This is a genomic window from Ralstonia nicotianae (assembly GCF_018243235.1).
In the GTDB taxonomy this organism is placed as follows: domain Bacteria; phylum Pseudomonadota; class Gammaproteobacteria; order Burkholderiales; family Burkholderiaceae; genus Ralstonia; species Ralstonia nicotianae.
On sequence record NZ_CP046674.1, the window covers coordinates 1,593,548 to 1,605,276 of the forward strand.

Below are 11,729 nucleotides of genomic sequence, written 5' to 3' on the forward strand. Positions count from 1 at the left end.
CCATGCCGCAGCGCCTCTTCCAGTTGCTTGCCACGGTCTGGTGCGGATCGCTCTGGACCATCGGCTACATCGTTGCGCCGATGCTCTTTGCGATGCTGGAAGATCGCCATCTGGCGGGCACGATTGCCGGGCGGCTGTTCCATGCCGAAGCGTGGATCGGCCTGGCGGCGGGCTGCCTGCTGCTGGTGACGGCGACGTGGCTCGTCAGGGCCGGGCAGCTCGGCTACCGGCCGCTGCGCTGGCTGGTGCTGGGAATGCTGCTGTGCGTGCTGGTCGGCTATTTCGGCCTGCAGCCATTCATGGTGTCGCTGCGTGAGCAGGCCGAGGTGATCGGCGCGGCGGTGGGTGACTCGCCGTACCGTGCGCAGTTCGGCATGCTGCACGGTGTTTCGAGCGTGTTCTACCTGGTGGAGAGCTTGCTCGGTCTCGCGCTGATCTGGAAGGTGGCCGGCATCCGGCAGCCTGCCTGAGCGCCCTCCAAAAAAAGACCGGCTGGATTGGCCGGTCGTTTTTTTGTATCCGTGCCGATCAGGACAGCGCTTTTTTCTTGTGGCTGGCCTGGCGCGGCTTGGCGCGCTTGACGTTGCCGCCGGCCGTGACACGCTCGTTGCCCAGCACGCTCAGGCGCACCGGCTTCGGCCGGCGTGTGCTGTTCGGGTTGGGCTTGCGCACCACCACGGAACGCGGCGCGGCGCCGGCGATCTTGCGGACGGGGTGCAGTTCCTTGGGCTGGTTTTCCTTCAGGTAGACCGGGCCGTCGCGCCAGATCACCAGCAGCTTGCCGATGTGCTGGACCGGTGCAGCCTGCAGCCGCGCGCAGATGGTGTCGTAAAGCTCGATGCGCGCTTCGCGGTCATCGCCGAACACGCGGATCTTGATCAGCCCGTGGGCCGCCAGCGAACGGTCGATCTCGGCCAGGACGGCCTTCGTCAGACCTTCCGCGCCGATGAGGACGACCGGGTTCAATGCATGCGCCTGCGAGCGCAGTTCCGATCGGCGGGCAGGGGAAAGGGTCAGGGCTGGCATAAATGACGCGGATTCGCGCAAAAGGACAAACGGCGCGTATTATCCGCCAAAACCGGCCGCATCCGCCATGTTTTGGCGGCGCGGCGCAAATTCGATGGCAAAGAACAAGTTCAACCAGTCGTGGCTGCACGACCATATCAACGATCCGTACGTGAAGCTGGCGCAGCGCGAGGGCTATCGCGCCCGTGCCGCCTACAAGCTCAAGGAGATCGACGAGCAGGACAAGCTGATCAGGCCGGGCCAGGTCATCGTCGACCTGGGCGCCGCGCCGGGCAGCTGGAGCCAGTACGTGCGCAACAAGCTGGCCGCTTCGCCGCGCGCCAAGGACGGCCGCATCGACGGCGCCATCGTCGCGATCGACATCCTGCCCATGGAGCCGGTGGCCGACGTGACCTTCATCCAGGGCGATTTCCGCGAAGAGTCGGTTTTCCAGCAGTTGGAAACGATCGTGCTGGACGCCACGGGCGGCGGCAAGGTAGACCTTGTTTTGTCCGACATGGCCCCCAATCTCTCTGGTGTGGCGTCGGCGGACGCCGCGCGCATGGAGCACATCGCGGAACTGGCCGTGGAATTCGCCCAGGCTCACCTGAAACCCGAGGGCGCGCTGCTGATCAAATGTTTTCACGGCAGCGGCTATAGTCAGATTGTCGAGATGTTCAAGCGCCATTTCCGGGTCGTGGCGCCGCGCAAGCCCAAGGCTTCCCGCGACAAGTCTTCCGAGACGTTCCTGCTGGGTCGTCAGCTCAAGCATCCGGGCTGACGGACGTTACCCACGGTAGGGGCCCGGAACGTTGCCCGCGGTCTTGCGGGCAATCAACCCGGCGCGGTGTCGGTGCATTACAATGCCAAGCATCCCGTCAAGGCATTTCTAAAGGAGTCTCGCCTTGAATAACAACTGGTTTCAGAAGGCGGCCATCTGGCTGGTGATTGCCTTGGTGCTGTTCACCGTCTTCAAGCAGTTCGACAAGCCGCGCGCCCAGGAAGGTGTGACGTACTCGCAATTCATGGACGATGCGAAAGGCGGCAAGATCAAGCGCGTCGAAGTGCAGGGCCGCAACCTGCTGGTGACGCCCAACGAGGGCGGCAAGTACACCATCATTTCGCCGGGCGACATCTGGATGGTCGGCGACCTGATGAAGTACGGCGTCCAGGTGACCGGCAAGGCGGAGGAAGAGCAAGGAGTGCTTCTCTCTGCGCTTTACTACCTCGGCCCGACCCTGCTGATCATCGTGTTCTGGTTCTACATGATGCGACAGATGCAAGGCGGCGGGAAAGGCGGCGCCTTCTCGTTCGGCAAGTCGCGGGCGCGGCTGATCGACGAGAACAACAACAGCGTCACGTTCGCCGATGTGGCGGGTTGCGACGAATCCAAGGAGGAAGTGGTCGAGCTGGTCGACTTCCTCAAGGATCCTCAAAAATTCCAGAAGCTGGGTGGCCGCATTCCGCGCGGTGTACTGCTGGTCGGCCCCCCGGGCACCGGCAAGACGCTGCTGGCCCGTGCCATCGCCGGCGAAGCCAAGGTGCCGTTCTTCAGCATCTCCGGCTCGGACTTCGTTGAAATGTTCGTCGGCGTGGGCGCGGCCCGCGTGCGCGACATGTTCGAGAACGCCAAGAAGCAGGCGCCGTGCATCGTCTTCATCGACGAAATCGACGCTGTCGGCCGCCATCGCGGCGCCGGCATGGGCGGCGGCAATGACGAGCGTGAGCAGACCCTCAACCAGATGCTGGTCGAGATGGACGGCTTCGAGGCCAACTCGGGCGTGATCGTCATCGCCGCGACCAACCGTGCCGACGTGCTGGACAAGGCGCTGCTGCGTCCGGGCCGCTTTGACCGCCAGGTGTACGTGGGCCTGCCGGATATCCGCGGCCGCGAGCAGATCCTCAAGGTCCACATGCGCAAGGTGCCGATCGGCAACGACGTGGATGCTTCCGTGCTGGCGCGCGGTACGCCGGGCTTCTCCGGCGCGGACCTGGCCAACCTGGTCAACGAGGCTGCGTTGTTCGCCGCCCGCCGCAACAAGCGCGTGGTCGACATGCAGGACTTCGAAGACGCCAAGGACAAGATCTACATGGGTCCGGAGCGCAAGTCGGCCGTGATCCGCGAAGAGGAACGCCGCGCCACGGCGTATCACGAGTCGGGCCACGCGGTGGTGGCCAAGCTGCTGCCCAAGGCCGATCCGGTGCACAAGGTCACGATCATGCCGCGCGGCTGGGCCGGCGGCCTGACCTGGCAGTTGCCGGAGCACGACAAGCACTACGCCTACAAGGACACGATGCTCGAAGAGATCGCCATCCTGTTCGGCGGCCGTGCTGCGGAAGAGGTGTTCCTGGGCGCGATGAGCACCGGTGCCTCCAACGACTTCGAGCGTGCCACCAAGATGGCCCGCGACATGGTGACGCGCTACGGCATGAGCGATTCGCTCGGCACCATGGTCTACGTGGACACCGAGCAGGACGGTTTCTTCGGCCGCATGTCGTCCAAGACGGTGTCCGAGGCAACGCAGCAGAAGGTCGATTCGGAGATCCGCCGCATCGTCGACGAGCAGTACGCGCTGGCCAAGCGCCTGCTCGAAGAGAACCGCGAGAAGGTCGAGGCGATGACCGCCGCACTGCTGGAATGGGAAACCATCGACGCCGACCAGGTGAACGACATCATGGCCGGCAAGCCTCCGCGTCCGCCGCGCTATGGTTCGAGCGGTGGCGGCAGCACGCCGCCGAATGGCGGTACGCCCGCGGGTGTGACGCCGGGCAACGTGCCTGCCACGGCTTGATGAGCCGCTAGGCGGGTCGTCCGCGAGGACGGCATAGGAGAGCCGGTGCGTGCGCACCGGCTTTTTTGTTGGCGCCGCTTTCCGCTTGCTTCGGGCGCCGTGTTTTGAGTTACGTACCTTGTCTGTTTCCATTCCCACCACGACGCATTTCCAGTGCGGACGCTTCCGCTACCCGCGTGACCGTCGCCCGCTGGTCATGGGCATCCTCAACGTCACGCCCGATTCGTTTTCCGACGGTGGCCGGCATGCCACCCGCGATGCCGCGTTGCGCCACGCCGAGCAGCTGATTGCCGAAGGGGCCGACCTCATCGACATCGGCGGCGAGTCGAGCCGGCCCGGGGCCGCGCCGCTCGGGCTGCAGGAGGAGCTGGATCGGGTGATGCCGATCGTCGAGGCGCTGCGCGAGTGCGGCAGGCCGCTGTCGATCGACACCTACAAGCCGGACGTGATGCGCGCCACGCTCGATGCCGGCGCCGACCTGATCAACGATATCTGGGGCTTCCGCAAGCCGGGGGCGATCGAGGCTGTCGCGCAGGGCCATGCCGGGCTGTGCCTTATGCACATGCAGCGGGACCCCGAAACGATGCAGGAAGCCCCCAGCTACACGGACCTGATGGCCGAAGTCGGGGCCTTCCTGCAAGCGCAGGCGCAAGCGCTGCTGGCTGCGGGCGTCGCGGCCGAACGCATTGCGCTGGACCCTGGATTTGGCTTTGGAAAGACGCCGGACCACAATCTGATCATGCTCAACCGGCTGGAGCACTTCGAGCGGATGGGGCTGCCGTTGCTGGTGGGCCTGTCGCGCAAGTCGACGCTGGGCGCGGTATTGGGCGGCAAGCCGCCCGCCGAGCGCATCGCGGCGAGCGTGGCGGCGGCGTTGCTGGCGGCGGAGCGGGGGGCCTTCATCGTGCGGGTGCACGATGTGCGGCCCACCGTCGAAGCTATCCAGCTCTGGTGGGCCATGCGGCACGAGCGGATCGATCCGCCGGTTGCATGACCGCCAGGCCGGCCTCGCGCGATCGGGGTCGGGTGAACAGACGATTGTCCGGCCCAGTCCGGCGACTTACAAACAAAAGAACCTCTCTCTTCAGGAGTGACACGCAATGTCCAGGAAGTATTTCGGCACCGACGGCATCCGCGGGCGCGTGGGCGAAAGCCCGATCACGCCCGACTTCGTGCTGCGCCTCGGCTACGCGGCGGGCCGCGTGCTGGCGCATGGCAGCGAAGCGCATGGCCACGGCCGGCCCACCGTGCTGATCGGCAAGGACACGCGCCTGTCCGGCTACATGCTGGAAGCCGCCCTGGAGGCGGGCTTCACCGCCGCCGGCGTGGACGTGCTGATGAGCGGGCCGTTGCCGACGCCCGGTGTCGCGTATCTCACGCGGGCGCTGCGCCTGTCCGCGGGCGTGGTGATTTCGGCATCGCACAATCCGTATTACGACAACGGGATCAAGTTCTTCTCGGCCACCGGCGACAAGCTGCCCGATGAAACCGAGTCGCAGATCGAGGCCGAGCTCGAAAAGCCGATGGTGTATGCGGCGTCCGATGCGCTGGGCCGCGCCCGCCGCATCGACGATGCCGCCGGCCGCTACATCGAGTTCTGCAAGAGCACCTTCCCCAACGATCTGAACCTGTTCGGCATGAAGATCGTGCTGGACAGCGCGCACGGCGCGGCGTATCACATCGCGCCGCACGTGTTCCATGAGCTGGGTGCCGAAGTGGTCTCGATCGGCAACCAGCCGAACGGGCGCAACATCAATGACGGCTATGGCGCCACCGAGCCCGCCAAGCTGATCGAGGCGACCCGCCAGCACGGCGCCGACCTCGGCCTGGCGTTTGATGGCGATGCCGACCGCCTGCAGGTGGTCGACCGGAACGGCCGCCTGTATAACGGCGATGAGCTGCTGTACGTGATGGTGCAGGCCCGTCGCGCGGCCGGCCAGGCCGTGCCGGGTGCCGTCGGCACGCTGATGACCAACCTGGCGGTGGAACTGGCGCTGAAGGCGCAGGGCGTCGAATTCGTGCGCGCCAAGGTGGGCGACCGCTATGTGCTGGAAGAGCTGAAGAAACACGGCTGGCTGCTGGGCGGCGAGGGCTCTGGCCATCTGCTGTGCCTGGACAAGCACAGCACCGGCGACGGCATCATCTCCGCGCTGCAAGTGCTGGCGGCACTGCGCCGCAGCGGTCAGACGCTGGAGCAGGTGCTCGATGGCGTGCATCTGTTCCCGCAGAAGCTGATCAACGTGCGGGTTGAGAAGGGTTTCGACTGGAAAGCGCACGCGGCCCTGCAGGCGGCGTTGAAGGTGAGCGAGGCTGAGCTGAACGGCAAGGGGCGGGTCCTGATCCGCCCGTCGGGAACCGAACCGGTCGTGCGCGTGATGGTCGAGGCACAGGACGCGGCCCTCGCGACCAAGTACGCGGAGCAGCTCGCGGCGACGCTTCAGTGAGCGCACGCGACGTGTCCAACCAATAAGCGGCGGAAACGCCGCTTTTTTTGTGTCCAACGGTCGACATTTCAGCGATTTGAGCGTGTTGTGAGAAGTTTTCGTGTTGTCACAGAACTGTCATGCGGCCGACCTACAGTTCGGGTGTCAAAAATTTGTCATCGCTCAACCGCTCCTCTGGAGGACACATGAAATTGGTCAAGACTGCGATTGCGGGCGTTGTTTCGCTGGCTTTCGCTGGTATCGCGTTTGCCGCCGACATCACCGGCGCTGGCGCGACGTTCCCGGCGCCGGTCTACAACAAGTGGGCTGACGCCTATCAGAAGGCCACCGGCACCAAGGTGAACTATCAAGGCATCGGCTCGTCGGGCGGCATTAAGCAGATCACCGCCAAGACCGTCGATTTCGGCGCCTCGGACATGCCGCTCAAGGATGACGAGCTGAGCAAGGACGGCCTTCTGCAGTTCCCGACCGTGATCGGCGGCGTGGTGCCGGTGATCAATCTGCCGGGCGTGAAGCCGGGCGAGCTGGTCCTGACGGGCCAGGTGCTGGGCGACATCTACCTGGGCAAGGTCAAGAAGTGGAATGACCCGGCCATCGTCAAGCTGAATCCGAAGGCCAAGCTGCCGGACCAGGACATCCTGGTGGTGCGCCGTGCTGACGGTTCGGGCACCTCGTTCATCTTCACGAACTACCTGTCGAAGGTGAGCGCCGAGTGGAAGGGCAAGGTCGGCGAAGGCACGACCGTGAACTGGCCGACCGGCACGGGCGGCAAGGGCAACGAAGGCGTGGCCGCCTTCGTGCAGCGTCTGGGTGGCGCGATCGGCTACGTCGAGTACGCCTACGCCAAGCAGAACCACATGACCCACATCAATCTGCAGAACGCCTCGGGCGCCGTGGTGCAGCCGACCAGCGACGCCTTCAAGGCCGCCGCTGCCGGCGCCGACTGGAGCAAGTCGTTCTACCAGATCCTGACCAACCAGCCGGGCAAGGACGCATGGCCGATCGCCGGCGCGACCTTCATCCTGGTGCACAAGACCCAGGACAAGCCGGTCCAGGGCACCGAGGTCCTGAAGTTCTTCGACTGGGCCTACAAGAACGGCGGCAAGGATGCTTCCGCGCTGGACTACGTGCCACTGCCGGACCCGGTGCTGAACCAGATTCGCGCCACCTGGAAGTCGGGCGTGAAGGACGCTTCGGGCAAGCCGATCTACAACTGATCGCTGCTGTGTAGCGGGTGCGGGCGGTGTTTGTCGCCCGCACCTCTTGAAAGCTCTTTAGACGGCTGACCGGTTTCCATCATGGCTACGCTCTCCGACTCTTCCGGCGTCCGCGCTCCAAGCCGCATCGGCGATCTGCTGTTCGGCGGGCTGACCCGGTTTGCTGCGCTCGTTACGCTGCTGCTGCTGGGCGGCATCATCGTTTCGCTGATCATCAGCGCCTGGCCCTCGATCCAGCAGTTCGGCACGTCGTTCCTGTGGAAGGCCGAGTGGGATCCGCCCGCCGATCAGTTCGGTGCGCTGGTGCCGATCTACGGCACCCTCGTGACGTCGCTGATTGCCCTGATTATTGCGGTGCCGGTGAGTTTCGGCATCGCCCTGTTTCTGACCGAGCTTTCGCCGGCCTGGCTGCGCCGGCCGCTCGGTACCGCCATCGAGCTGCTTGCCGCCGTGCCGTCCATCGTCTACGGCATGTGGGGGCTGCTCGTGTTCGCGCCGATCTTCGGCGAGTATTTCCAGAAGCCGCTGGCCGCCACCGTGGGCAGGATCCCGTTTGTCGGGGCGCTGTTCCAGGGCGCGCCGATCGGCATCGGCCTGCTGTGCGCCGGAGTCATCCTGGCGATCATGATCATCCCGTACATCTCGGCCGTGATGCGCGACGTGTTCGAGGTCACGCCCGTGCTGCTCAAGGAGTCCGCCTACGGCGTCGGCTGCACTACGTGGGAGGTGATGTGGAACGTGGTCCTGCCATACACCAAGGCCGGTGTGATCGGCGGCGTGATGCTGGGCCTGGGCCGCGCGCTGGGCGAGACCATGGCCGTCACCTTCGTGATCGGCAACACCAACCTGCTGGACAACGTTTCACTGTTTTCGCCGGGCAACAGCATCACGTCGGCGCTGGCCAATGAGTTCGCGGAAGCCGGGCAGGGGCTGCACACCGCCGCGCTGATGGAGCTGGGCCTGATCCTGTTCGTCATCACGTTCTTCGTGTTGGCGGCATCCAAGCTGTTGCTGCTGCGCCTGCAGAAAGGCGAGGGTCACAAGTGAACCAACGCCTGTCGCCCGACGCCATGACATCCAATACCATGCGCACGCCCTCCATCCCGGCCGTCCGCGCCGACTCGGAAAAGATCAAGTCGCGCCTGCAGGCCCGTCGCCGCAACGTCAACCGCTTGGCCCTGACGCTGTCGCTGGCGGCCATGGGCTTCGGCCTGGTGTGGCTGGCGTGGATCCTGTGGACCACGCTGACGCTCGGCATCGACGGGTTGTCGCTGTCGCTGTTCACGCAGATGACGCCGCCGCCGAACACGCCGGGCGGCGGTCTGGCCAACGCCATTGTCGGCAGCTTCCTGATGGTGGGGCTGGCCACGCTGGTCGGCACGCCGCTGGGCATCCTGGCCGGCATCTACCTGTCCGAGTACGGCAAGACCTCGGCGCTGGCCAGCGTCACGCGCTTCATCAACGACATCCTGCTCTCGGCGCCGTCCATCGTGATCGGGCTGTTTGTCTACGCGATCGTGGTGGCGCGCGTGCATCACTTCTCCGGCATCGCGGGCGTGATCGCGCTGGCGCTGCTGCAGGTCCCCATCGTCGTGCGCACCACCGAGAACATGCTGAACCTGGTGCCCAACGCGATGCGCGAGGCCGCCATGGCGCTCGGCACGCCCAAGTGGAAGATGGTGCTGTCGATCACGCTGAAGGCTTCGTATGCGGGTGTGATCACCGGCGTGCTGCTGGCCATCGCCCGCATTGCCGGCGAGACGGCGCCGCTGCTCTTCACCGCGCTGAACAACCAGTTCTGGAGCCTGGACCTGAACCAGCCGATCGCCAGCGTGCCGGTCGTGATCTTCCGCTTTGCGATGAGCCCGTTCCCCGAGTGGCAGCAACTGGCCTGGGCCGGGGTGTTCCTGATTACGCTGGGTGTGCTGGGGCTGAACGTCCTCGCGCGTGCCTTGTTCACCAAGAAATGACCATGACTGCTACGTCTATCGATGTGCGCGTGCAAAGCCCGAAGATCGATGTGCGCGACCTGAACTTCTATTACGGCAAGTTCCACGCCCTCAAGAACATCTCGCTGCAGATTCCGGAGAAGCAGGTGACGGCCTTCATCGGCCCGTCGGGCTGCGGCAAGTCGACGCTGCTGCGCACCTTCAACAAGATGTACGCGCTGTACCCCGAGCAGCGCGCCGAGGGTGAGATCAACATGGACGGCGAGAACCTGCTGACCTCGCGCATGGACATCGCCCTGCTGCGCGCCAAGGTGGGCATGGTGTTCCAGAAGCCGACGCCGTTCCCGATGTCGATCTACGACAACATCGCCTTCGGCGTGAAGCTGTTCGAGCGCCTGTCGCGCTCGGAGATGGACGACCGCGTGGAATGGGCGCTGACCAAGGCGGCGCTGTGGGGTGAAGTGAAGGACAAGCTGCACCAGTCGGGCTACGGCCTGTCGGGTGGCCAGCAGCAGCGCCTGTGCATCGCGCGCGGCATTGCCATCCGTCCGGAAGTGTTGCTGCTCGACGAGCCGTGCTCCGCGCTGGACCCGATCTCCACCGGCAAGATCGAAGAGCTGATCGCCGAACTGAAGGATGACTACACGGTGGTCATCGTGACGCACAACATGCAACAGGCGGCGCGCTGCTCTGACTACACTGCCTACATGTACCTGGGCGAGCTGATCGAGTTCGGCGAGACCGAGAAGATCTTCATCAAGCCCCGCCGCAAGGAAACGGAAGACTACATTACCGGCCGCTTCGGCTGATGCCGCGCAGACCGCGCTGGAAGCGACAAGGAGAACCGAGATGTCCGACAAACATCTGTCGACGCAATTCGATACCGACCTGACCTCGATCAGCACCAAGGTGCTGCAGATGGGCGGCCTGGTGGAAGCACAGATCGCGCGCGCCATGCGTGCGCTGGCGAACTTCGACGCCGAGCTGTGCGACCAGGTGCGGGCGGTCGAACTGGAAGTGAACGCGCTCGAGATCGAGATCGACAGCGACTGCAACAACATCATCGCGCGCCGCCAGCCGACCGCGCGCGACCTGCGCCTGGTGATGGCGATCTCGAAGACCATCACCAACCTGGAGCGCGTCGGCGACGAAGCCGAGAAGATCGCCAAGCGCACCAAGCGCATCCTGCAGGATCCGCTGGCCCATTCGCTGAACTACGCCGACGTGAAGCGCTCCGGCGAAATGGCGGCCACCATCCTGCGCCACGCGCTGGATGCGTTCGCGCGCCTGGATACCACCGCTGCCGTGTCGATCCTGCAGGAAGACAAGGCGCTGGACGAGGAATTCCGCGGCTTCATGCGCGAGCTGATCACCTACATGATGGAGAACCCGCGCACCATCTCGGTGGCGCTGGACCTGCTCTTCATCGCCAAGGCGATCGAGCGGATCGGCGACCACGCGAAGAATATCGCGGAGTTTATTATCTATATCGTCAAGGGAACCGACGTCCGCCACGCCTCGCGCGAGGCGCTCGAGCGCGAGATCCTGGGCGAGTGACCGGCAGGACTGGAGACGTGAGTATGCCGAGCAGTATTCTGGTCGTGGAAGATGAACCGGCGATCGCCGAGCTGATCGCCGTCAACCTGCAGCACGCGGGTCACTATCCGATTCGTGCCTACAATGCCGAGCAGGCGCTGTCGCTGATGAGCGACGTGCTGCCCGACCTCGTCCTGCTGGACTGGATGCTGCCGGGCAAGTCCGGCGTGATGTTCGCCAAGGAACTGCGCGCCAACGAGCGCACCCGCCAGATCCCGATCATCATGCTGACCGCCCGCAGCGAAGAGCAGGACAAGATCATGGGCCTGGACGCCGGCGCCGACGACTACGTCACCAAGCCGTTTTCGCCCAAGGAGTTGCTTGCCCGCATCAAGGCCGTACTGCGCCGCCGCGCGCCGCAGCTGACCGACGACGTGGTCGCCATCAACGGCCTCCGGCTGGACCCGGCCACCCACCGCGTGACCGCCGTGAACAGCGAGTCGGAAAACCCCATCAAGCTGGATCTGGGCCCGACCGAATTCCGCTTGCTGCATTTCCTGATGACGCACCCGGAGCGCGTGCATAGCCGTTCGCAGTTGCTCGATCAGGTGTGGGGCGACCACGTCTTCGTGGAAGAGCGCACCGTGGACGTGCACATCAAGCGTCTGCGCGCGGCGCTCGCCCCGGGCGGCTACAGCAGCATGATCGAAACCGTGCGCGGCAGCGGCTATCGCCTGGCACGCAATCCCGGACAGTAACCCGGCATCGACACTTGTGGGGACCCCG

12 protein-coding genes are annotated in these 11,729 nt (G+C 64.9%); 11 read left to right on the plus strand and 1 reads right to left on the minus strand.

Annotation, left to right across the window (positions count from 1 at the left end):
* Nucleotides 1–2 precede the first annotated feature (2 nt).
* Nucleotides 3–470 carry a DUF4149 domain-containing protein gene (locus GO999_RS07385; RefSeq protein WP_011001470.1) on the plus strand — a complete coding sequence of 156 codons (468 nt, stop codon included), beginning with the start codon at nucleotides 3–5 and terminating at the stop codon, nucleotides 468–470.
* A 58-nt stretch (nucleotides 471–528) separates the two neighbouring features.
* On the opposite strand, the gene GO999_RS07390 is transcribed toward GO999_RS07385, so the two are convergent.
* Nucleotides 529–1,026 carry a YhbY family RNA-binding protein gene (locus GO999_RS07390; protein WP_011001471.1) on the minus strand — a complete coding sequence of 166 codons (498 nt, stop codon included), beginning with the start codon at nucleotides 1,024–1,026 and terminating at the stop codon, nucleotides 529–531.
* 94 nt (nucleotides 1,027–1,120) lie between these two features.
* Here GO999_RS07390 and GO999_RS07395 point away from each other — a divergent pair, with 94 nt between their 5' ends.
* The 10 genes from GO999_RS07395 (at nucleotide 1,121) to phoB (ending at nucleotide 11,701) form a co-directional block, all read left to right on the plus strand.
* Nucleotides 1,121–1,786 (plus strand): RlmE family RNA methyltransferase, encoded by a 666-nt coding sequence (locus GO999_RS07395; RefSeq protein WP_028853068.1) that lies wholly within the window; start codon nucleotides 1,121–1,123, stop codon nucleotides 1,784–1,786.
* 124 nt (nucleotides 1,787–1,910) lie between these two features.
* Nucleotides 1,911–3,797, plus strand: coding sequence for an ATP-dependent zinc metalloprotease FtsH (ftsH, locus tag GO999_RS07400; RefSeq protein ID WP_011001473.1), 1,887 nt, complete (start codon nucleotides 1,911–1,913; stop codon nucleotides 3,795–3,797).
* Nucleotides 3,798–3,927: 130 nt separating this feature from the next.
* Nucleotides 3,928–4,791 carry a dihydropteroate synthase gene (gene folP / locus GO999_RS07405; RefSeq protein ID WP_211906770.1) on the plus strand — a complete coding sequence of 288 codons (864 nt, stop codon included), beginning with the start codon at nucleotides 3,928–3,930 and terminating at the stop codon, nucleotides 4,789–4,791.
* A 106-nt stretch (nucleotides 4,792–4,897) separates the two neighbouring features.
* Nucleotides 4,898–6,241: a phosphoglucosamine mutase gene (glmM, locus tag GO999_RS07410; RefSeq protein ID WP_011001475.1), complete on the plus strand. Its 1,344-nt coding sequence runs from the start codon at nucleotides 4,898–4,900 to the stop codon at nucleotides 6,239–6,241.
* A 185-nt stretch (nucleotides 6,242–6,426) separates the two neighbouring features.
* Nucleotides 6,427–7,458, plus strand: coding sequence for a phosphate ABC transporter substrate-binding protein PstS (pstS, locus tag GO999_RS07415; protein WP_011001476.1), 1,032 nt, complete (start codon nucleotides 6,427–6,429; stop codon nucleotides 7,456–7,458).
* A gap of 81 nt (nucleotides 7,459–7,539) precedes the next feature.
* Nucleotides 7,540–8,505 (plus strand): phosphate ABC transporter permease PstC, encoded by a 966-nt coding sequence (gene pstC, locus GO999_RS07420; RefSeq protein ID WP_011001477.1) that lies wholly within the window; start codon nucleotides 7,540–7,542, stop codon nucleotides 8,503–8,505.
* 38 nt (nucleotides 8,506–8,543) lie between these two features.
* Nucleotides 8,544–9,428, plus strand: coding sequence for a phosphate ABC transporter permease PstA (gene pstA, locus GO999_RS07425; protein WP_011001478.1), 885 nt, complete (start codon nucleotides 8,544–8,546; stop codon nucleotides 9,426–9,428).
* A gap of 2 nt (nucleotides 9,429–9,430) precedes the next feature.
* Complete coding sequence (gene pstB / locus GO999_RS07430; RefSeq protein ID WP_028853071.1) at nucleotides 9,431–10,216, plus strand: phosphate ABC transporter ATP-binding protein PstB; 786 nt, start codon at nucleotides 9,431–9,433, stop codon at nucleotides 10,214–10,216.
* Nucleotides 10,217–10,256: 40 nt separating this feature from the next.
* Nucleotides 10,257–10,964 carry a phosphate signaling complex protein PhoU gene (phoU, locus tag GO999_RS07435; RefSeq protein WP_011001480.1) on the plus strand — a complete coding sequence of 236 codons (708 nt, stop codon included), beginning with the start codon at nucleotides 10,257–10,259 and terminating at the stop codon, nucleotides 10,962–10,964.
* A 23-nt stretch (nucleotides 10,965–10,987) separates the two neighbouring features.
* Complete coding sequence (phoB, locus tag GO999_RS07440) at nucleotides 10,988–11,701, plus strand: phosphate regulon transcriptional regulator PhoB (protein WP_011001481.1); 714 nt, start codon at nucleotides 10,988–10,990, stop codon at nucleotides 11,699–11,701.
* Nucleotides 11,702–11,729 lie beyond the last annotated feature (28 nt).

Coding starts and splice junctions, on each gene's coding strand:
- GO999_RS07385 (WP_011001470.1), top strand. CDS start 3: ATGCCGCAGCGCCTCTTCCAGTTGCTTGCCACGGTCTGGTGCGGATCG.
- GO999_RS07390 (WP_011001471.1), bottom strand. CDS start 1,026: ATGCCAGCCCTGACCCTTTCCCCTGCCCGCCGATCGGAACTGCGCTCG.
- GO999_RS07395 (WP_028853068.1), top strand. CDS start 1,121: ATGGCAAAGAACAAGTTCAACCAGTCGTGGCTGCACGACCATATCAAC.
- glmM (WP_011001475.1), top strand. CDS start 4,898: ATGTCCAGGAAGTATTTCGGCACCGACGGCATCCGCGGGCGCGTGGGC.
- pstS (WP_011001476.1), top strand. CDS start 6,427: ATGAAATTGGTCAAGACTGCGATTGCGGGCGTTGTTTCGCTGGCTTTC.
- pstC (WP_011001477.1), top strand. CDS start 7,540: ATGGCTACGCTCTCCGACTCTTCCGGCGTCCGCGCTCCAAGCCGCATC.
- pstA (WP_011001478.1), top strand. CDS start 8,544: ATGCGCACGCCCTCCATCCCGGCCGTCCGCGCCGACTCGGAAAAGATC.
- pstB (WP_028853071.1), top strand. CDS start 9,431: ATGACTGCTACGTCTATCGATGTGCGCGTGCAAAGCCCGAAGATCGAT.
- phoU (WP_011001480.1), top strand. CDS start 10,257: ATGTCCGACAAACATCTGTCGACGCAATTCGATACCGACCTGACCTCG.
- phoB (WP_011001481.1), top strand. CDS start 10,988: ATGCCGAGCAGTATTCTGGTCGTGGAAGATGAACCGGCGATCGCCGAG.